General features: G+C 62.0%; 15 protein-coding genes. 6 read left to right on the top strand and 9 right to left on the bottom strand.

Annotation, left to right across the window (positions count from 1 at the left end; translation table 11 throughout):
- Window positions 1–50 precede the first annotated feature (50 nt).
- The gene (locus ACTJLB_RS13075; RefSeq protein WP_020068229.1) at window positions 51–1,259 is read right to left on the bottom strand and encodes an efflux RND transporter periplasmic adaptor subunit; all 1,209 of its coding nucleotides are present in this window, start codon (window positions 1,257–1,259) and stop codon (window positions 51–53) included.
- Window positions 1,260–1,304: 45 nt separating this feature from the next.
- A complete protein-coding gene (locus tag ACTJLB_RS13070; RefSeq protein WP_027777587.1) occupies window positions 1,305–2,159 on the bottom strand; it encodes an alpha/beta hydrolase in 855 nt (284 codons plus the stop codon).
- A 172-nt stretch (window positions 2,160–2,331) separates the two neighbouring features.
- Here ACTJLB_RS13070 and ACTJLB_RS13065 point away from each other — a divergent pair, with 172 nt between their 5' ends.
- On the top strand, window positions 2,332–3,336 hold the full coding sequence (locus tag ACTJLB_RS13065; RefSeq protein ID WP_020068227.1) for a LysR family transcriptional regulator: 1,005 nt from the start codon (window positions 2,332–2,334) through the stop codon (window positions 3,334–3,336).
- A gap of 223 nt (window positions 3,337–3,559) precedes the next feature.
- Complete coding sequence (locus tag ACTJLB_RS13060) at window positions 3,560–3,874, top strand: DUF4148 domain-containing protein (RefSeq protein ID WP_020068226.1); 315 nt, start codon at window positions 3,560–3,562, stop codon at window positions 3,872–3,874.
- A 270-nt stretch (window positions 3,875–4,144) separates the two neighbouring features.
- Here the strand turns inward: ACTJLB_RS13060 and ACTJLB_RS13055 are convergent, their stop codons facing one another.
- From ACTJLB_RS13055 to ACTJLB_RS13035, 5 genes are all read right to left on the bottom strand, one after another.
- Entirely contained in the window at window positions 4,145–5,218 is a 1,074-nt protein-coding gene (locus ACTJLB_RS13055; RefSeq protein ID WP_440783510.1) for a purine-nucleoside phosphorylase, read from the bottom strand.
- Window positions 5,219–5,374: 156 nt separating this feature from the next.
- A complete protein-coding gene (locus ACTJLB_RS13050; RefSeq protein ID WP_088173348.1) occupies window positions 5,375–6,280 on the bottom strand; it encodes a cation diffusion facilitator family transporter in 906 nt (301 codons plus the stop codon).
- 157 nt (window positions 6,281–6,437) lie between these two features.
- Complete coding sequence (locus ACTJLB_RS13045; protein WP_440783509.1) at window positions 6,438–11,291, bottom strand: NAD-glutamate dehydrogenase; 4,854 nt, start codon at window positions 11,289–11,291, stop codon at window positions 6,438–6,440.
- Between the two features lie 110 nt (window positions 11,292–11,401).
- Window positions 11,402–12,268 carry an alpha/beta fold hydrolase gene (locus tag ACTJLB_RS13040; RefSeq protein ID WP_440783508.1) on the bottom strand — a complete coding sequence of 289 codons (867 nt, stop codon included), beginning with the start codon at window positions 12,266–12,268 and terminating at the stop codon, window positions 11,402–11,404.
- On the bottom strand, window positions 12,265–13,299 hold the full coding sequence (locus ACTJLB_RS13035) for a M14 family zinc carboxypeptidase (protein ID WP_440783507.1): 1,035 nt from the start codon (window positions 13,297–13,299) through the stop codon (window positions 12,265–12,267). Before ACTJLB_RS13035 ends, ACTJLB_RS13040 begins: the two co-directional genes overlap by 4 nt.
- A 299-nt stretch (window positions 13,300–13,598) precedes the next feature.
- Here ACTJLB_RS13035 and ACTJLB_RS13030 point away from each other — a divergent pair, with 299 nt between their 5' ends.
- From ACTJLB_RS13030 to gabD, 3 genes are all read left to right on the top strand, one after another.
- Window positions 13,599–14,435, top strand: coding sequence for a DMT family transporter (locus ACTJLB_RS13030; RefSeq protein ID WP_087753876.1), 837 nt, complete (start codon window positions 13,599–13,601; stop codon window positions 14,433–14,435).
- A gap of 232 nt (window positions 14,436–14,667) precedes the next feature.
- On the top strand, window positions 14,668–15,957 hold the full coding sequence (locus ACTJLB_RS13025) for a 4-aminobutyrate--2-oxoglutarate transaminase (RefSeq protein ID WP_440783506.1): 1,290 nt from the start codon (window positions 14,668–14,670) through the stop codon (window positions 15,955–15,957).
- Between the two features lie 11 nt (window positions 15,958–15,968).
- Window positions 15,969–17,429, top strand: a complete 1,461-nt coding sequence (gene gabD / locus ACTJLB_RS13020) for an NADP-dependent succinate-semialdehyde dehydrogenase (protein WP_087753879.1) — start codon at window positions 15,969–15,971, stop codon at window positions 17,427–17,429.
- A gap of 69 nt (window positions 17,430–17,498) precedes the next feature.
- On the opposite strand, the gene ACTJLB_RS13015 is transcribed toward gabD, so the two are convergent.
- Complete coding sequence (locus ACTJLB_RS13015) at window positions 17,499–17,822, bottom strand: DUF4148 domain-containing protein (RefSeq protein WP_020068216.1); 324 nt, start codon at window positions 17,820–17,822, stop codon at window positions 17,499–17,501.
- A 110-nt stretch (window positions 17,823–17,932) separates the two neighbouring features.
- Window positions 17,933–18,943, bottom strand: coding sequence for a GlxA family transcriptional regulator (locus tag ACTJLB_RS13010; protein ID WP_440783505.1), 1,011 nt, complete (start codon window positions 18,941–18,943; stop codon window positions 17,933–17,935).
- Between the two features lie 366 nt (window positions 18,944–19,309).
- On the opposite strand from ACTJLB_RS13010, the gene ACTJLB_RS13005 reads away from it, so the two are divergent.
- Window positions 19,310–20,263, top strand: coding sequence for a choline ABC transporter substrate-binding protein (locus tag ACTJLB_RS13005; protein WP_440783504.1), 954 nt, complete (start codon window positions 19,310–19,312; stop codon window positions 20,261–20,263).
- The last annotated feature ends 33 nt before the right edge of the window (window positions 20,264–20,296 follow it).

The raw sequence follows: 20,296 nt of genomic DNA, 5'->3' as shown, positions 1-20,296 counted from the left end.
GCAAGCGGTTGGAGCAAGGCGCCGCGCGTTCAATGCCGCGGCGGCGACGCTCACGAATTCTTGTCCGCTTTGGCGCGCGTCTGTGCAAGCGGCGCGCTGTTCGGGTCCTGGTCGGTCGTCATGGGCACCATGTGCGCGCGCACTGCATCGCCCGGACGCACACGCTGAATGCCGTTGACGACGATCCGGTCGCCCGCTTTCAGTCCGCCCTTCACGACGCGCAGGTTGCCCTGCATATCGCCGACGGAAATCTCGCGGTACGCAACGTGATTGTTTTGATCGACCACCAGCACGAACTTCTTGTCCTGGTCGGTGCCCACAGCGGCGTCGTCGATCAGCAGCGCGGGGTGCGGCTCGCTGCCGCCCACTTTCACGCGTGCGTAGAGGCCCGGAATCAATGTGCCGTCCTGGTTATCGAAACGCGCGCGAACGCGAATCGTGCCCGACGACGTATCGAGCCGGTTGTCCACCGACTCGATCACGCCGTTGCGGGAGTAGCCGCTTTCGTCGGCGAGACCGAGTTCGACCGGCACCTTGCCGCCGTCTTTTGCACGACGCAGGTATTGCAGATACGTTTGTTCGTCGGCGTCGAACGATGCGTAGATCGGCGAAACCGACACGAGCGTGGTGAGCGGCGTCGAGCTCGCGCCCGCCGACACCACGTTGCCCACGGTGATTTCCGCACGGGACACACGGCCCGAAACCGGCGCAACAATCTTCGTGTAGCCGAGATTGATGCGCGCGGTTTCGAGCGCGGCTTGCGCGGCCTTCAGGTTCGCGCTCGCTTCGCGCGCGGCATTCTGCTTCTCGTCGTAGTCACGCTTCGCGATTGCGTTGTCGGTGATCAGGCGCTGCGCGCGCTCCCAGTCGCTTTGCGTGTAGCCGGTGCGCGCCTGCGCGGCCGCGAGCTGCGCTTCCGCTCGGGCCACTTCCGCCGCATACGGGCGCGGGTCGATCACGAACAGCGTGTCGCCTTTCTTCACGAGCGCGCCGTCCTTGAAGTTGACCGACACGATCGTGCCAGGCACCTGTGAACGGACGTCCACTTTTTCGACAGCTTCAAGGCGGCCCGAATAGCTCTGCCAGTCAGTAATGGTTTTTTGCACCACAGTGGCGACATCGACTTCCGGCACGATGGTCGGCGCGGCAGGCGAACTGGCGTCGACACGAATCGCGCCGAACGTGCCCAGTCCGGCTACGACGATCACGGCTAGCGCGGCTATCGCCACACGGCGACGGGAAAGAGGAAGAATGGTCATTTGAAGCTCCCGGTATCGTTGATTGAAGTTCTGCTTATTTGTGTTTCATCGATGGGCGCGCGCATCGAAGCGCCACTGAAAAAATCGCACCGCTTCCTGCAAGGCGGGCGGATGATCGGCCAACGCCGCATGCGAGACGGCCGGATAGCGGACCACCTGGGTCAGCACACCTGCGTCGATCAGGCTGCTCGCGTATTTCTCCGCCTCGACGTGCAGCACGTCGTTTTGCGCCGTCGCGATCAGCGTGGCCGGAAGGCCCGCGAGTCGCGACGATTCGAGCGGCGCCGCATACGGATGCATGCGTTGCGACGCTTGCGGCAAGTACGCGCGGTAACAAGCCGCGCACTCTCTTGCCGTAATGTCCGAGCCCAGGCGCTTTTCGTCGCCGAGGCGGGTGAGACTCGGGTCCAGCATCGGCCCGAACAAAGCCTGCGCGGCGATCTGCACGTCGCCGCGATCACGCGCGATGAACGCGAGGCAATTGGCCAATTGACCGCCGGCGTCATGGCCCGCTACGCCAACCTTTCTGCTATTGCCGCCAAAAGCGCGCGCCCGCGTCTGTACCCACAATGCCGCGCGGTGCGCGTCTTCGGGCGCGGCGGGAAACGGAAACGCCGGCGCGAGCGAATAACCGACCGACACCACCAATGCCGGTAAATGTTCTGCGAAATAACGCGAGGCGAAGTCGGCTTGATCGATAGATCCCTTCGTAAAGCCGCCGCCGTGAAAATAAAGCAGTACTGGCAGTGCGGTTTTCTTTCCCTGCCGGTACAAACGCAATGTGATGTCCTGAGCGTGCCCTTCTATCTGCACGTCAGTGACTTCGAGTGCCGTGCTGTCGGCCTCTACCGGTGCACTGCCGGTGGGCTCAAAGGAGTACGGCGGTTTAAATGCTTGCATGTCGAGCCGCGCAATGCGCAAAGAACTTCAATGGTGCGAATTGTGGGTTCGGCAGACTCGTAAATAAATGCCTATAATCCGGCAACACAATTCGGCGCCCCTGAACAATCCATCCGATTGCTCCGCGGATTCGAATCCTGATCAGTACGCCTGCCCCTTCTGGAGGTTTGCAATGGACCGGCTTCAGGCCATGCAAGTGTTCACACGCGTTGTCGACACCAACAGCTTTACCCGTGCGGCGGAAACGCTCGACCTGCCCCGCGCATCGGTTACCACGATCATTCAGAACCTCGAAGCGTTCCTCGGCACACGGCTCATGCACCGCACTACGCGGCGCCTGTCGCTCACGCCGGACGGCGCCGCTTATTACGAGCGCTGCGTGCGCATTCTCGCGGACGTCGAAGAGACCGAGGCCAGTTTTCAGAGCGGCAATAAAAAACCGCACGGCAAGCTGCGCATCGACATGCCGGGCTCGATCGGCCGCTTGCTGGTGATTCCTCAACTATGTGAATTCCACACGCGCTACCCGGACATCGACCTGCAACTCGGCTTGTCGGACAGACAGGTCGACCTTTTGCAGGAAGGCGTGGATTGCGTGGTGCGCGTCGGCGCACTCCAGGATTCTTCGCTGGTGGCGCGGCGTATTGGCCTATTCGAGGGCGTGACGTGCGCAGCCCCGGAATACATTGAACGGGCCGGCATGCCGACTTCGCTCGACGACCTGGAAAATCACAAAGCAGTCAATTACTTCTCCAGCCGTACGGGACGCACGCTCGACTGGGCGTTTATGGTTGATGGCAAAGAGGTTGAAGTAAAAATGAAGGGCATTGTGTCGGTCAACGACGCCGATGCCTACGTGACCTGCGGGCTGGAAGGTTTTGGCCTGATTCAGCCGGCTCGTTTCATGGTGCTGCCGCATCTGCGTTCAGGCCAGCTGGTTGAAGTACTGCCAGAACTCAAGCCTTTGCCGATGCCGATTTCCGCAGTCTATCCGCACAGTCGGCATCTGTCGCCTAAAGTCCGTGTTTTCGTAGACTGGATCGCCGAAGTATTCGATCGCTGCCCATTACTGAGCGGCCGCGGTGCGCTCGATGCAACATGCTCGCAACGCACACTGGAAGAACGCGAATCGGCTCCCGCACTCGACACGCCGATTATTTCCGAATGGGTCGCGTAATTCAATTAGATTGAAGTACAAAATCTGGAACAGTGAATTCCAACCGCGGCGCTAATGCCGCGGTTGTTGTTTGAGCCCGTGTTTATAGGGGTCGTCGCGCGATTGTTCCGAAATCGCGACAATTCATTTCGCGAAAGCGCGATTTATCGAGGCCGGCTCGAAGTCTACATTTCACCCTGTCGCAGCGCCCCTCGTGCTGCAAACGAATCGACAGGAGTGAATCATGAAACGCAATCTTCTCGCAGGTCTTGCTCTCTCGCTGCTCGCCAGCGCGCCGGTATTTGCACAAAGCAACGGCGGCGGCAACGGCATTGGCCACGCCGGTTCTTATCAGACTCAACCCACTTCGACGACGAGCGGAAAAACGCGCGCCGAAGTGCAGGCCGAGCTGGTTGCCGCATATCGTGACGGTTCGTTGCCCGCGCTCAATCGCACGAGCTACCCGAACAAAGGTCTGATCGGCCAGACGCAGGCCGCGCGCATCGCGTTGCAGGAAGGCACGAGCGGCGACGTCACGCGTGTGGCCAATGGCCAGTAACGGGCAATAAGCAAAGCACGAGCGGAGCAACAAGCGGGGCATTGAGCAAAAAGGAAAGCAAACGCCAGAATCGTTAGTTTTCCGGAATAAATGCGAATCGCCACGCTAGCTTTCCAGTTTTCATAAAGGAGCACATCATGACACCATCGGAACTCGATCATTGGGATACGGACGCCGCCGTCTGGACACCGTATCGCGCACCACAACATTGAGTGTCGCGCGCCATTGCAGTGGGGGCCGCATGAAGCGGCCCGCACTGCAATTAGCTGGTTAGCGTTTTGGCACACCCTCGCGCCATTCGCTCCAGTGCGTGACAATGTCCTGAACGAGCGGATTACCCGAGCGGTACAGATTCTCGAGAGCAATCGTGAAGCCGCCTTGCGCGGAGTAGTTCAGCAGATTGTCGGCGCTGGTCTGTCCGTCGTACGGACGGTCGAAATCAGAGCCGGCACGCACCACGGCAACGCGGTTCAAATCCACCTTGTGCACCGAAGCCGCGCGTTTTAGCGCTTCGTACGTGGCATTGTCTTCCTGCTGCGTGGTGCAATACACGCCTTTTTGATCCGTCAGGATCTTGGTCCAGTCGCGAGCCCGTTGCCCGAGCAGCGTGCCCGACCACCAGGTATCGCCGGCGAGCGTATCGCATTGAATGACAGTCGGCGGACGATTAGCCGGCGCGTATGAATACTTCGCCCGCGCGGCCTGCGCCTGCGCGTTGTCCGAAAGCACCACATTGCGCGACAGGGCGAATGCGGTATCGGCGAGTTGCGTATTGAGCTGGAACACTTCGGTCCGGTAATCGAGCGGCGGCTTTTCTGACGGGCTCTTTGTGTTGATGCCGAGATAGCCAGTATTCCAGCCGGCCGGAATCTCGCGCCCGTCGATTTCCCATTGAATGCCGAAGTCGACGAGATATTTGGCCCACGCAGCGGAGCCGACCGTGCCCTGTTGAGGATCGATGCCGGCAATACCCGCCACCATGAAATACGTGTGCCGCAAATCGAATCGCGGTGAGAACGTCAATGCCATGATCGACGCGGCGGCGTTCGTGTGACCCATGCCGGTCGTCATTACGCATACGTCCTGGCGGTTGCAATGTACCGCCGGGTAATCGGGTGACAAACCGTCTACCGGAATATCGCACCATGGCCCGAGCTTATCGAGCCACACCTGGCCCTCCGGACCAAACATCGAAATAATCATCACCTTGACTGGCCGCCCGCGCGAGCCGCCGCCGTCATGCGAGAAAGCGTCGTTGTCGTCCGCGCTTGCCGGCCCGGAAGTAAAGGCTGTGCATGCCGCGAGTGCAATGACCGAGAGAGCGTTAAACGTGCGAGTCAGCATCGTGATCTTCCTTTTGCTTGTGATGCAGTTTGGGAGAGTGCCGCCTTCAAGCCGAAAGAAGTATAGATGCGAAGAAATTATTTTCCACTACATGAAGTGTCGATTGCGTAACTCGCGCAAAGCCCTGCGCGAGTTACGTGCGCGGAAAAAGCACGGTTAGACGCGCGGCACGTCCGGTTCAAAAAATACCCAGCGCACCTGCGGAAATGCGGCCTGCAGATCTGCCTCGATCACGTTGATCGCGTCGACCAGCGCGCGGCCGCTCGCGTAGTCAATCATCTCAGCCTGCACGGCGACCACCACATGGCGTCCCCATTGCAGGGTAATCATGTTGATGATGCTGCGAATCTCACCGCGGGCGCGCAAATGCGCCTCGATTGCGCGGCGCACTTCGGGGCTTGCCGATTCGCCGACGATCATTGACTTCACCTCGCGCGCCACGAGGCCGGCAATCACCATCAGCAGCAAACCAACGGCGATGGAACCCAGCGCGTCATAGACAGGATTGCCGGTCACCAAAGTGAGCAGCACGGCCACGAAGGCCATTCCCAGGCCGGCCAGCGCGGCAATATCCTCGCCCGCGACCACCAGCAACTCAGACTCGCGCGTTTCCCGGAACCAGCGCCAAAGCGACTTCTCGGGGTGCACCTTGCGGATCTCCTTCATCGCGCCCCACAGCGAGAAGGCCTCCAGCACCACGGAGACGCCGAGCACTACGAGCGCGACATACGCATACTGCAGTGGCTCCCGCGCGACCAGGCGATGCACGCCTTCGTACACTGAAAATGCGCCGCCGACGAAGAACAGCAACAGCGCGACCAGCAGCGAATAGAAGTTGATCTCGCGCCCGCCGCCCATCGGATGCAATGGGCTTGCCGGCCGGCGCGCCTGGCGCAAGCCGAAAAGCAGCAGCAGTTGATTACCGCAGTCGGCGGTGGAGTGAATAGCTTCGGCGAACATCGAGCCGGAGCCGGTGAACGACGCAGCGGCGAACTTGCAGACGGCAATGCCAAAGTTGGCGGCAAGCGCATAAATAATGGCTTTCGGCGATTCTTCTTTCATCGTCGTGGAGGGCGTTAGTTGATTTTCAAAAGGCTTTCACTTGCCGGGAATCCGTATTATGGACATGCCGGGCAGCGTGCGTCCAACCGCGGTGCTATGCGCACCGCGTGCGTGGACCTTTGGCCAGCCTTTCTTTACCGCTTCCTCCACGCAATGCTCATGCCCTCTCGAGCACAGCCATTTCCCGAACAATCACCAGCAGCATCGACAGGCTCGCTCCGCCAGTGGCCCTGAGGTCGGCAAGCAGGCGCGCATAACGCTCGAGTTGCGTGGCGCGCTTGTCGCGCCATGCCTGAACCAGCGAGTCCGGCGTGGCTGCATCGTCGGCGCCGGCAAGCGCGCTCATCGTGAGCGCGCGTTTGAGGCGCGCAAGCTCCGCCAATGCGGACGCGCGCGCCAGCATGTCCCAGTGCGACGGCGCGGGCAGCGCAGCCGCGCGTTCGCTGATCCAGTTGTAGTTGAGCAGCGTGCCGAGCGCGAAGTACACACCCGCCACCAGTTCGAGCTTGCGCTCGCACGTGGACGCCACTTCCGCGATGTCGAGCAGCGCGGCCGAAATTTCGCCGCTCGCAATGCGCACCGCGAGTTCACTATCAACCCCGGCGTCGACCAGCACACGCTGGCGTTCAGATAGCGCTTCGAGATCGGCAGCCGGCAGCAAAGCGGGCCACTGCGGCGCGAGACGCTGCGCGGCGTCGCGGCAACGCGCGAGCAGACCGGTCACGTCGTCGCTGTTCACGCCCGGCGACGACAGATGCCGCAGGAACCACAACGCCGATCGTTCGACGAGCCGCGCGACCTCGACAAACATGCGAGCCTGCACGTCGTCGGCGACGCGGTTATCCAGCGCGTCGATGCTGCGCCACACATCGTCGAGATCGAAGACATCGCGAGCCATGATGCAGGCCCGCACGATGTCGCCGGGTTGCGCATCGGTTTCCTCCATCAGCCGATGCACGAACTCGCAGCCCACGCGGTTCACCAACGCGTTGGTTAGATGAGTCGCAAGGATTTCGCGGCGCAGAGGATGACGCTGCATCGGCTCACTGAAGCGCTGTCGCAAAGGCCTCGGAAAATATTCGATCAACATGTCGCTGACAAGCGGGTCTTCGGGCACCGAAGAATCGAGTAGCGCGTCGTACAGCCACATCTTGCTGTACGCGAGCAGCACCGCGCGCTCCGGCGTGGTGAGCCCTTGTTTCGCGGCCTGCCGCTCGGCCACTTCTTCGTCGTTCGGCAGAAACTCGATCGCGCGATTCAGGCGGCCGGCGCGTTCCAGATAGCGCATGAGGCGCGTTTCAGCGTCGAGCAGTTCGACACCATAACGGCCTGCAATCGAGAGCGCCTGAGTCTGGTAATAGTTGTCCGTCAACACGAGCAGGCCGACTTCGTCGGTCATTTCCGCAAGCAACGCGTTGCGTTGCTTGGCGGTCATCTCGCCGTCGGCCACCACGAGTCCCAGCAGAATCTTGATGTTGACTTCATGGTCGGAGCAGTCGACCCCTGCGGAGTTGTCTATTGCATCGGTATTGATGCGGCCGCCGCGCTGCGCGAACTCAATACGGCCGAGTTGCGTGAGCCCCAGGTTGCCGCCTTCGGCTACGACCTTGCAGCGCAGGTCCGCGCCGTTCACCCGGATCGCATCGTTCGCGCGATCACCAACCTGCAGGTGCGTCTCACGTGAGGCCTTCACATACGTGCCTATGCCGCCGTTGTAGAGCAGATCGACGGGCGCCTGCAGAATCGCGCGCATCAGTTCGGCCGGCGAGAGCGCCGCTGCGCTGATGCCGAGTACCGATTGCACGGCCGGCGAAAGGGCAATGGTCTTGGCCGTGCGCGGAAACACACCGCCGCCCGCTGAAATCAGCGAAGGGTCGTAGTCGGCCCAACTCGATCGATCGAGAAGAAAGAGACGTCCGCGCTCGGCAATACTGGCTGCCGGATCGGGATTCGGGTCCAGGAAAATATGCCGATGATCGAACGCGGCCACGAGCCTGATATGCGGCGACAACAGCATGCCATTGCCGAACACGTCGCCGGACATATCGCCGATACCGACCACCGTGAAGTCCATCGTCTGCGTATCGACGCCCATTTCGCGGAAATGCCGCTTGACGGACTCCCAGGCGCCGCGCGCCGTGATCGCCATTTTCTTGTGGTCGTAGCCGACCGAGCCGCCCGACGCAAACGCGTCGTCGAGCCAGAAACCGTATTCCTGCGAGATCGCGTTCGCGTAGTCGGAAAACGTGGCCGTGCCTTTGTCCGCGGCGACCACCAGATACGGATCGTCGGGGTCGTGCCGCACTACGTCGCGCGGCGGCACGACCGTCGTGCCCGCGAGATTGTCGGTCAGATCGAGCAAACCGCGCAGGAACGTTTGATAGCACGCAATGCCTTCGCGCATCCATGCGTCGCGTTCCGATTGCGGCGGCGGGTTCTTCACGACGAAGCCGCCTTTCGAGCCGACCGGCACGATCACGACGTTCTTCACCATTTGTGCCTTCATCAGACCCAGCACTTCAGTGCGGAAATCCTCGCGACGGTCCGACCAGCGCAAGCCGCCGCGCGCCACACGTCCACCGCGCAAATGCACGCCTTCGACGCGCGGCGAGTAGACCCATATCTCGAACATCGGCTTGGGCTCCGGCAAGCCGGGCACCTGCGCCGGATTGAACTTGAACGATAGATACGGCTTGGGCTTTCCGTCAGCATCGAAGACGTAATAGTTGGTGCGCTGCGTGGCCTTGATGACGCCGAGAAACTGCCGCAGTATCCGATCCTCGTCGAGATTGGGCACCTGGTCGAGCGCGCTGTCGATCGTCTTCAGCAAATTCTCCACGCGCGTCTCACGTGTGCCGGCCAATGACGGATCGAAGCGCGCGACGAAGAGTTCGACCAACATGCGCGCAATCGCGGGATTGCCGGTCACCGCGCGTTCGATATACGCATCGCTGAAAGTCGAGCCCACCTGACGCAGATACTTTGCGTACGCACGCAGTATCGTCACTTCGCGCGCGCTCAGTTGCGCGCGTAGAACGAGGCGGTTGAAGTCGTCGCTTTCTATCGCGCCGGTCCACACCTGCTCGAACGCATCTTCGAAAAGATCCTTCACGCGCTCGATATCGAACTCGGCGTCGTCGACCACTTCGAGCCCGAAGTCGTGAATCCAAGCAGGTGTCGCGCCCAGCGCTTCGATCAGATACGGCCGCTCTTCATCGACACGCACGCCCAGGTGTTCGAGCATCGGCAAACTGCGCGACAACGCGATCGGCATTCCCGCTCGATAGACCTTGAAGCGGAATGCGCGCGGCCCGGCTTCGATTGGGCGATACAGGTTCATCGCGAGGCGCTCGCTACCTTGCACGCGCTCGATCAGTTCGATGTCGCGCACCGCCGTGCGCGCGGCGTAGTCGTCGCGATATCCCGGCGGAAACGAATCCGCGTAGTGCTGCAGCAGACGATTGCCCTGCTCTTCACCGAACGCGTCGAGCAGCGCATCGGCGAGATCGTCCTGCCAGCGGCGCGACACCTGCACGAGACGTGCTTCGAGTTCGCGCGTATCGACATCGGGCATGCCGCCCGGCTTTGCGTGCACGACGAAGTGAATGCGCGCAAGCGTCGATTCGGAAAGCAGCGGCGTGAACTCGACGCTCGCTCCGTTGAATGCTTCAGTAAGCAGATTGGCGATACGTTGCCGCAAATCGGTGTTGTACTTGTCACGCGGCACGAACACGAGACACGACACGAAGCGGTCGAAGCGGTCGCGCCGCACAAACAGGCGCGTGCGCTGATGCTCCTGCAAACGGAGCACGCCGAGCGCGATATCGTAGAGCTGGTTCTCGTCGGCCTGAAACAGTTCGTCGCGCGGATACGTTTCCAGCACCGTCACGAGCGATTTCGCCAGATGACCTTTCGGCAAGAATCCGGCCCTCCTCACGATGTTCGCGCACTTGCGCCGAACGATCGGAATCTCGGCCGCCGACACAAAATACGCGGTCGACGTATAGAGGCCGATGAAGCGCCGCTCGCCGACCACCTTGCCGTCAGCACCCGCGAGTTTGATGCCTACATAATCCAGATATCCGGGCCGATGCACGGTTGCCCGCGAATTGGCCTTGGTCAGGAAGATCGGCGAGGCGCTCGAAATGATTTCGGCAGCGGCCGGCGGTAAGACCGTCACCTCTGGCGACGCTGCGGCGCCATCCGTTGCACGCAGTTCATCGCGCATGATGCCGAGGCCCGAGCCGGGCACCGCGCGCAGTCCGTAGCCCGTGCCCTGCTGCACGAGTTCGTAGTCGCGATGGCCGAGAAAGGTGAAATGGTCGGCGACCATCCATTCGAGAAACGCGCGCGCTTCCATCGCATCCGGCCCGCTCTCGCCGACTTTCATGGCCTTGATCGTGGCGCGTGCGAGTTCCACTATCTTCGGCCAGTCTTCAACCGCGGCGCGCACGTCGCGCAGCACTTTCGCGATGTCGTCGCGCAGCGCGTCCAGTTTCGCCGCGTCGCCGCAACGGTCGACTTCGAAGTGAATGAACGAAGCCAATTGCGAGCGCGTGTCGGCAGCTTCTTCCGAGCCCTGCGTCACACGCGCGATGTCGCCGTCGGGTCCACGCCAGATGCGAAACACCGGATGCACGACCGAATGCAACGCGAGACCTTGCCGATTGACCGCCATCGAAACGGAGTCGACCAGAAACGGCATATCGTCGTTGACGATTTCTATTACCGTGTGATCGGAGTGCCAGCCATGCTGCTCGAGAATCGGGTTGTAGACGCGCAGCCTTTCCCTGCCGGGCACAAAGCGTTGCGCGGTCTGCCAGTGGGCAAGCGCGGCGCCGTACAGATCGGGAATGGAGCGGCTTTGCAGATCGTCGACGTCGACGAAATCGTAGTAGTGCCGCAGAAAGGGCTCGACGATGTGAAACGTCGGCTCGGGCAAGCGCGCTCGTGCAAACTCGACGACATCGTTCAGCAAGTGCGTGACGGCTTCTTCGTTCTTTGCTTGCATGATGAACTCCCCGGCTGTCGGCAGTGGCGGGTATCGCCCGGATCGCATGCATCGTCTGAACAAGGATTATGCGCCTGCATGCCGCAATGCGACCCATGCACCGACTTAGGTTATACCCGCTGCCCGGCCTTATGCTGCAAGCGCGCAATCGCCATTTGCCGTACGTGGTCCGCTTCGGCGGCTTCGTGCGCAAGCCATGCACTCACCTGTTCGCCGACCCACGCGGGATCGTCGTGCGGCAGGTCGTGGCCTGCCCATGCATGTTCGCGATGACGCGCGCCCCACGCTGCGGCCAGCTTCGCGGAGCAAACCGGATCGACGAGCCGGTCTTCATGCGAAGACAGAATCAGCAGCGGACAAGCCGGTTTGGCCGCGCCTGCGGTAAAGCGCGCCGCCGCCGATAACTGGCGCAACGCATTGCCGCGGCTCACCGGCGCGCTGCGACGAATCATGCTCCATGATTGCAGATCGGCTTCAAGGGTATCGACGTTGTTGCACGTCAATCGATGAATGACGGACTCAGCGCGCACCGCGTCGTTCCAATGCATGGCGATTGTCAAAAGACCCGGCCATGCGGACGGACGCAGCCGTTCGTGAACGCGGCTGAACGGACGCATGCTCGTGTTGATCAACACAAGGCGCCCGATTTCGTCGGGGTACCGTTGCGCCCAGGCAGTCGCGACCATGCCGCCGAGCGACATCGCCAGCGCGTTGAATGGGCCGCGCGTGGATATATCCGTTGGATCGGCGCCGACCGTGTTCGTGCCGTTCGCCCCTCCTTGCACAGCAGCAATGCGCACGAAGTCGACCATTCCGGCGACCGTCGCTGGCGCGCGCAAGTGTGCAAATTCGCCGTTGCCCGGCAAGTCGATCAAGCTCACGCGAGAAGCGCCCGCGGCTTCACGTAACACATCGGGCAAACGGCCCCAGTGACGTGTCTCGCGTGTCAGTCCGCGCAGCAAGATCCACGTGCTCATGCGCTGTCCGGTCTGTACCAGTGATCGATCGCGCTTTGCAGCAATTGCTCGCGGCGATTGCCTTGCGGCAGCCAGCGCTGCGCCGAAAAAACGGCGCGCGCCAGAAAATCGAGCAGGTTCGCGTGGCGCCGCAGAACACGCGCCGTGCGATGCGCCTTCACCGGATTGAAGATTCCCTGACGCGAGAACAATTGCCGCGGGTTCTTCTTGATCCATAGCCACGAACCGAGTTCGAGCGTCATCGGCAGAAAGACGTTGGGTGCGGGCGCGCGGTCGTACGCGAAGTCCCACAGATCGCCGTGCAGCAGATATTGATGGCTCTGCGGCTCGAACGTATAGCCATGATGCGGATGCGAACGCTCGAACATGGTTTTCAGCACGTACATTTCCGGCAGATGCGGCATCAGCTTGCGCGTGCGCGCATACGGAAACCAGATGCTGTCGTTCCAGCCGTAACCCGAATGGCAATCGAGCGCGATGCTCAAGGGCCGCGCGGCCAGTTCCGTTTCGACTACCTGCAGCAGCGCGGCGGCCTCGGCTTCCATCGGAGCGCCGCGGCGTCCGCGATACCACGGCAGCCACGCGCCGACGCGCTGGCCGCCCGCCAGCAGCGGCACGCGCTCGTCCGCGTTTTGCGGCCCGTTGCGCATGAGGTCGACGCCGTTCGGATTGGCTCGCGTGGCCGCCCACATGCCGCCCGGATTGACGATCGGCACGAAGATAAGGCGAATCGACTGAAGTTGCCGGACCAGCAGTTCGTCCCATTCGAGCCGCGCAAGCAGCGCGCGCATGTAATCGAGCACGAGTTGCGAGCCGATTCGCTCGAGTCCATGAATGCCGCCGAAGAAGCCGATGGCCGGCGCGCGCGGATCGGTCGAACCGATGCTCGCGGTATGCACGCCGAAACGCCGGCCGCGCACCGTCGTCTCGCAGAGCGTGCGGATCGCAAAGGTCGCACTGCCCTGATCGAGGATCGCCTTGAGATCTTCGTACTCGGCAAAGCTGTCGGGAAGGAAGCTCAAAGGCTGCATGGGGCGTCGCGAGGAGTGCTGGGTGTCGGGGACGGCACGGCGAATGAAGCAATATAGCCTGGCCGAAGGTCGGGATGCGTGACGGTTGCGCAGCCGGGAAATGCTGACATACGCGCGTCATATTAACGTCGCATGGACGTCATCATGACGTCATCCGGCGCGCCACAAATCGCCTCCTTTTTCCCCATAAAGCCCCTCCACTTTGGTCGTGCACTCATCCATTTGCGTCTTCTGCTGGAATAATCACGGGCTTGCGGCCGGCAGTCAGGCCAGCCAACCCAGCCCTGTCCTGACCTTCGATGGAAACCCTTGTCGTCTTGCTGGTCCTGCTGTCGGCGCTCCTGCACGCCACGTGGAACGCCTTCCTGCATTTGTCCGAAGACCGTGTGTGGCTGCTCGGCATGATGGCGATTCCGTACATCGCCGTGAGCGCGGTCGGTGTGATCGTCCTGCCATTGCCGGCGCCCGCCGCGTGGCCGTATATCTTTGCGTCGGTGGTCCTGGAGTTCGGCTATCTGCTGGCGCTGATCCGCGCCTATCGAAGCGGCGACTTCGGGCAGATCTATCCGATTGCGCGCGGCCTGTCGCCGATGCTCGTCTTCGTCGGCGCGCTGGTTTTCGCGCATGAATCGCTCAAACCGCTCGCCGCGATAGGCGTCGCGCTGGTGTCGATCGGGATTGTCTCGCTCGCGTTTCGCCGCGGCATGCGCTTCTCCGGCGAGAGCGTGCCGTTCGCGCTGTTGACGGGATTTTTCATCGCGACATATTCGGTCGTCGACGGAATCGGCGCGCGCGTCGCAGGCAATGGCCTTAGCTACATCATGTGGGTCTATCTGATCTGGAACGTGCCGCAGTTTCTGCTCGCATGGCATTGGCGCGGCGGCGCCAAAGGGCTTTTCATCGGCCGCTCGGTGGTGCTCAAAGGCATGGCGTCCGGCGCGCTCGCGCTCGTCGCGTATTGCCTGATCATCGAGGCGTACCGTTACCTGCCCATCGCGATGGTCTCCGCGCTACGCGAGTTGAGCTCGATCTTCGCGGTGTTGATCGGCTGGCTTTTCATGCAGGAAAAGCTCACTGCGCGGCGCATCGTTGCATGCGCACTGGTGACGTTGGGTGCGGTGCTGATCCGGATTTGATGCGCGTGCGGCTGCGCGGCCCTGCGCTGGCGAGTTGCCGCTTCGGAACCGCAAATTCTCAATCTCGAACTTCGCCTGGCGTGCTCACGCAGGCGCCGCCCTTCTCCTCAGCGCCCCCAATTGGCTCCACCGTTTTCATTTAAATGGCTCTGAAGCTAAGAGCCAAATCTAACTATAGTCGCTCCATGTGCCGCGCGACGCGCGGCGTCCGCCGACACAGAGGAGCCACGCGATGAACCTGAAGAACGCAGAATTGAAGAGCCGCAAGGATGTCGCCACGCCGCGCGGCGTCGGCGTGATGTGCGATTTCTATGCAGAGCGTGCGCAGAACGCGGAACTATGGGATGTGGAGGGTCGCCGCTTCATCGACTTCGCTGCGGGAATCGCAGTGTGCAATACCGGCCATCGTCATCCAAAGATCGTCGCCGCCATTCGCGACCAGCTGGACCGTTTCACGCACACGGCGTATCAGATCGTGCCGTATGCGTCGTATGTGGAACTCGCGGAAAAGCTCAACGAGCGCGCGCCCGGCGATCATCCGAAAAAGACCGCGTTTTTCACAACCGGCGCGGAAGCTGTCGAAAACGCGATCAAGATTGCACGCGCCGCCACCGGCCGTCCGGGCGTCATCGCCTTCACCGGCGGCTTTCACGGCCGCACGCTGATGGGCATGGCGCTGACCGGCAAGGTCGCGCCGTACAAGGCGGGCTTCGGTCCGTTCCCGTCCGACGTATTCCACGCTCCGTTCCCCAATCCGCTGCATGGCGTGAGCACGGCCGATTCGCTGAAGGCGATCGAATTTCTCTTCAAGGCCGACATCGATCCAAAACGGGTGGCCGCGATCATCTTCGAACCGGTTCAGGGTGAAGGCGGTTTCTATCCCGCGCCGGCCGAGTTCGTGCGCGCGCTGCGCAAGCTCTGCAACGAGCACGGCATTCTGCTGATAGCCGATGAAGTGCAAACCGGCTTTGCCCGCACCGGCAAGCTGTTCGCAATGCATCACTACGACGTGGTGCCCGATCTGATGACGGTTGCCAAGAGTCTCGCGGGCGGCATGCCGCTATCGGGCGTGATCGGCCGCGCCGACGTCATGGATGCGGCGGCGCCCGGCGGGCTCGGCGGCACCTACGCGGGCAACCCGCTGGCGGTGGCCGCCGCGCTTGCGGTACTCGACATCATTGACGAAGAGAAGCTGTGCGAGCGCGCCACGATCCTCGGCGACCGCGTCAAGGCGAAGCTGATCGCGCTGCAAAACGAGGCGCCGCAAATCGCCGACGTTCGCGGCCCCGGCGGCATGGTGGCCGTCGAGTTCTGCAAACCCGGCAGCACGGAACCCGACGCTGAATTCACGAAACGCGTGCAAACACGCGCGCTCGAACGCGGCTTGCTGCTGCTCGTGTGCGGCGTCTATTCGAACGTGGTGCGCTTCCTGTTCCCGCTGACGATCGAGGACACAGTCTTTGACGAAGCGCTGGCGATTCTCGAAGACGTCATCAAGGACAGCGTAGCTGTCGCAGCTTGAGGAAACGCCCAATGACCACGCTCACTCTCAAAGACCCGGCTCTGCTGAAGTCCCACGCCTATCTCGCGGGCGAATGGCAAGGCGCCGACGACGGCTCTACCTTCGAAGTTGTGAATCCCGCAACCGGCGAAGTCGTCGCGACGGTGCCGCGCATGGGCACCGCGGAAACGCGCCGCGCCATCGACGCCGCCAACGCCGCATGGCCCGCATGGCGCGCGAGCACCGCCAAACAGCGCGCGGTGATCCTGCGCAAATGGCATGACCTGATGCTGGAGAACGCCGACGACCTCGCGCTCATTCTCACCACCGAGCAAGGCAAGCCGCTTGCCGAGGCAAAGGGCGAAATCCAGTACGCGGCCTCGTTCCTCGAATGGTTCGCGGAAGAAGGCAAGCGCGTGAACGGCGACACCATTCCGACTCCCGCAAACGACAAGCGCATTGTCGTGACGAAGGAGCCCGTCGGCGTTTGCGCGGCCATCACGCCGTGGAATTTTCCGGCCGCCATGATCACGCGCAAAGTCGGTCCGGCGCTCGCAGCGGGCTGCCCGATCATCGTCAAGCCGGCTGAAGCGACGCCGCTTTCCGCGCTCGCGCTCGCCGTGCTGGCCGAACGCGCGGGCGTTCCGCGCGGCGTGTTCAACGTGGTGACGGGCGAGCCGAAAGCGATCGGCGCGGAAATGACCGGCAATCCGATCGTGCGCAAGCTGTCGTTCACCGGCTCGACGCCCGTTGGCCGTCTGCTGATGGCGCAGTGTGCGCCAACGGTAAAAAAGGTGTCGCTCGAACTGGGCGGCAACGCGCCGTTCATCGTTTTTGACGACGCCGATCTCGACGCCGCCGTGGCCGGCGCGATTGCATCGAAATATCGGAATAGCGGGCAGACCTGCGTTTGCACGAACCGCTTCTACGTGCACGACAAGGTGTACGACGCGTTCGCCGCGAAGCTGCGCGCCGCCGTCGAGCAACTGACCGTGGGCCGCGGCACTGAGGCAGGCGTCACGCAAGGTCCGCTGATCAACGAGGCGGCGGTGCTCAAGGTGGAGTCGCATATCGAAGACGCGCTCGCCAAAGGCGCGCGCGTCGTGACGGGCGGCAAGCGTCATGCGCTCGGTCACGGCTTCTTCGAGCCGACCATACTCGCGGATGTCACGCCCGACATGAAAGTGGCGCGCGACGAAACCTTCGGTCCGCTTGCGCCGCTGTTCCGTTTTTCATCGGACGAGGAAGTCATCGCGCTCGCGAACGACACCGAGTTCGGCCTCGCATCGTACTTCTATAGCCGCGACATCGGACGCGTCTGGCGTGTCGCCGAAGCGTTGGAATACGGTATGGTCGGCATCAATACAGGACTTATCTCGAACGAAGTCGCTCCGTTCGGCGGCGTCAAGCAGTCCGGCTTGGGGCGCGAAGGCTCGCACTATGGCATCGACGACTACGTGGTCATCAAGTACATGTGCGTCGGTGGCATCTGAATGCAAAAACGGCACGCAAAAGCGTGCCGTTTTTTTTCGCGCGGCGAAAGGCGCCGCGCCGCTGTTCCGTTACTGCCCGACGTAGACCGGAGCCGAATACGAGCTCGACGTCACTTCAGCGCGGTTGCCTGCTTGCGACGAGCCGTTCGTTGCCGAACCGTAGCCGCTCGTTTGAGCCGCACGGTTCTGTGCGGCGACGCGCGCTTCGGCAGCCTGAATATTTGCCGGGTAATCGTAGTCGTTCGACGTTGCCGGGTTATATCCCGCCTTCTCCAGCTGGATCAGTTCGGCGCGGACCTGAGCACGGGTAACCGGCTGGTTCGATTGCGCGAAAGCGGCGAGCGGTGCAGAGATAAGAGCGGCGATAACAGCAGCTTCGATCAGGGATTTCATGATTACTACCTCCAGAGATTGTTTTGTGCTGAGCTGAAGGCGGTTTGTCTTCAGCAGATGGACACAGTTTAGGAGGCCAGGAACCTAGGGTAAACCCCAGATCATAGAATTCACTGTTGTCGTATTTGTGATAATTCGGCAGCGTGCGCGCTGATTAGCGCGTTCTTCGACACGAGACCGCCGGTCACCTGACGGTCACTGCGCGGGCTTGCGCCGAATCGCGCGCGATAGGTCCGCGAGAAGTGCGACGGTGATTCAAACCCGCAAGCGACGCAAATCGACGTAATGGACATGTCGGTCTGCTGCAGCAACTCACGCGCGCGAGCAAGGCGCAACTGCAGATAGAAATGCGTCGGCGTGTCCTTCAGCGACGCGCAGAACAGCCGTTCGAGCTGCCGGCGCGTCACGCCGATCTCCTGGGCGAGCCGGTCGGGCGTCAACGGCTCTTCCATGTGCTGCTCCATCACGCCGATCACCTGAATCAGCTTGCGGTTGTGCACGCCGTAGCGTGCTGCGATCTCCATGCGTTGATGGTCGGAGCGCTGACGGATGCGGCTCACCACGAACTGCTCGGACACCGCCGAAGCCAGCGCCGCGCCGTGCTTGCGGCCGATCAGGTCGAGCGTCATGTCGATCGACGCGGTGCCGCCTGCGCATGTGATACGCCGCGCGCCGATTTCGAAAAGTTCCTGACTGGCATTCAGCGACGGATAACGCTCGCGAAACGCCGACAACGCCTCCCAATGCACGGTCACGTTGTCCTCGCCGCCGAGCAGCCCCGCTTCCGCGAGAACGAAGCTGCCCGTGTCTATCCCGCCGAGCGTCGCGCCGGCCCGGTCCAGGCGCCTGAGCCACTCGGCCAGTTCGCGCGTGTAGCAGGCGAGCGGCTCGAAGCCCGCCACCACGAACAGCAGCCGCGCATCGTTCACTTCGGCGATGGCGGCGTCGGCGTTGATCGAAATGCCGTTGCTGGCTGCGACCGGTGTGCCGTCGAGGCTCACGATGCGCCAGCGGTAGAGCTCGCCGCGAAAGCGATTGGCAACGCGCAACGGCTCGACCGCCGACATGAAGCCGATCGCCGAAAAACCAGGCAGCAGCAGGAACGATATCTCTTCAGGCATTGCGCGGGACCCGGTCAGATGCGAAGACGAAGATGCGAGACGACAGCGGCAAGCGCAAGCCGCCCCGCGGTTCCGGGCGAGCGTAGCAAGCGCGTCGCGGGCGGGCAAGGCGTGCCAAAAATCTCCCAGCCAATTGCTGCGTTGCAACCGCACGGCAACGTCGGCGCATGCTGGTTTTCCCTTGTTGTCGCGTGGAAGCAAGAACGGGTCGCTGACGGTCGCTTTGGCGGCAATATGGGGCATTAACGTTAGGGCATCGAGGCAGGCGATTTCGTGAGATAGCAGCCGTGCCTTGCAGCCTCACCGGTAAGCGGTCCATTCGACAACGCGCGGTTAAACGCGCACAAGCGTCAATAGGGAAACGTCATGGAATTACGCATCAAAATGCGGCTGGCCCGGCTTGCGTACCTCGCCGCCGCCGTTACCGCGCTGCCTGCGTTTGCGCAGGACCCGGCCGCCTGCCGCGCCGTGCATTTCGCGGACATCGGCTGGACTGACATCACGTCGACAACTGCACTCGCGTCCACCGTTTTCGAGGGGCTCGGTTACCAGCCGGTCACCACCGTCGCTTCCGTGCCGATTTCGTTCGCGGGCCTGAAGAGCAAGCAGCTCGATGTGTCGCTCGGCTACTGGTGGCCGGTGCAGGAAAAAGCCATCGCGCCGTTCGTCGAATCGAAATCGATCCAGGTGTTGCAGCCGCCCAATCTGACGGGCGCAAAGGCGACCTTCGCGGTGCCCGCTTATGCGTATGACGCGGGCCTCAAAACATTCGCGGACATCGCCAAACATCGCGATCAGCTCGACGGCAAGATCTACGGCATCGAACCCGGCAGCAGCGCGAATGCAGCCATCCAGAAAATGATCGCGACCAACCAGTTCGGTCTCGGCGGATTCAAGCTGATCGAATCGAGCGAAGCGGGCATGCTCGTTTCCGTGGACCGCGCGATCCGCGACAAGAAATGGGTGGTGTTTCTCGGCTGGGAACCGCATCCGATGAACATTCAGATCGACATGAAATACCTGTCCGGCAGCGAGGGCGTATTCGGTCCGAACGACGGCGAAGCGCGCGTTTATACGCTGACGTCGCCCGATTATCTGACGCGTTGCCCGAACGCCGGCAAGCTCGTGAGCAACCTGCGCTTCTCCACGCAACTGGAGAACCTGGTCATGCAATCGGTGATGAACAAGCAAAAGCCCTCGGATGCCGCGAAGGCTTATCTGAAGAAAAACCCGCAAGTACTCGACGCATGGCTCGCCGGCGTAAAGACCTACGACGGCAAGGACGGTTTGCCCGCGGTCAAGGCCTACCTCGGGCTATGAGTCGGCGCGCGAGTCGTGACACTTTCATTTACA

Source organism: Paraburkholderia sp. 22098 (assembly GCF_052045935.1).
Classification (GTDB): domain Bacteria; phylum Pseudomonadota; class Gammaproteobacteria; order Burkholderiales; family Burkholderiaceae; genus Paraburkholderia; species Paraburkholderia caledonica.
Note: the sequence above shows the minus strand (reverse complement) of the source record. Positions and strands in the feature narration are given on the sequence as shown.

Coding starts and splice junctions, on each gene's coding strand:
- ACTJLB_RS13075 (WP_020068229.1), bottom strand. CDS start 1,259: ATGACCATTCTTCCTCTTTCCCGTCGCCGTGTGGCGATAGCCGCGCTA.
- ACTJLB_RS13070 (WP_027777587.1), bottom strand. CDS start 2,159: ATGCAAGCATTTAAACCGCCGTACTCCTTTGAGCCCACCGGCAGTGCA.
- ACTJLB_RS13065 (WP_020068227.1), top strand. CDS start 2,332: ATGGACCGGCTTCAGGCCATGCAAGTGTTCACACGCGTTGTCGACACC.
- ACTJLB_RS13060 (WP_020068226.1), top strand. CDS start 3,560: ATGAAACGCAATCTTCTCGCAGGTCTTGCTCTCTCGCTGCTCGCCAGC.
- ACTJLB_RS13055 (WP_440783510.1), bottom strand. CDS start 5,218: ATGCTGACTCGCACGTTTAACGCTCTCTCGGTCATTGCACTCGCGGCA.
- ACTJLB_RS13050 (WP_088173348.1), bottom strand. CDS start 6,280: ATGAAAGAAGAATCGCCGAAAGCCATTATTTATGCGCTTGCCGCCAAC.
- ACTJLB_RS13045 (WP_440783509.1), bottom strand. CDS start 11,291: ATGCAAGCAAAGAACGAAGAAGCCGTCACGCACTTGCTGAACGATGTC.
- ACTJLB_RS13040 (WP_440783508.1), bottom strand. CDS start 12,268: ATGAGCACGTGGATCTTGCTGCGCGGACTGACACGCGAGACACGTCAC.
- ACTJLB_RS13035 (WP_440783507.1), bottom strand. CDS start 13,299: ATGCAGCCTTTGAGCTTCCTTCCCGACAGCTTTGCCGAGTACGAAGAT.
- ACTJLB_RS13030 (WP_087753876.1), top strand. CDS start 13,599: ATGGAAACCCTTGTCGTCTTGCTGGTCCTGCTGTCGGCGCTCCTGCAC.
- ACTJLB_RS13025 (WP_440783506.1), top strand. CDS start 14,668: ATGAACCTGAAGAACGCAGAATTGAAGAGCCGCAAGGATGTCGCCACG.
- gabD (WP_087753879.1), top strand. CDS start 15,969: ATGACCACGCTCACTCTCAAAGACCCGGCTCTGCTGAAGTCCCACGCC.
- ACTJLB_RS13015 (WP_020068216.1), bottom strand. CDS start 17,822: ATGAAATCCCTGATCGAAGCTGCTGTTATCGCCGCTCTTATCTCTGCA.
- ACTJLB_RS13010 (WP_440783505.1), bottom strand. CDS start 18,943: ATGCCTGAAGAGATATCGTTCCTGCTGCTGCCTGGTTTTTCGGCGATC.
- ACTJLB_RS13005 (WP_440783504.1), top strand. CDS start 19,310: ATGGAATTACGCATCAAAATGCGGCTGGCCCGGCTTGCGTACCTCGCC.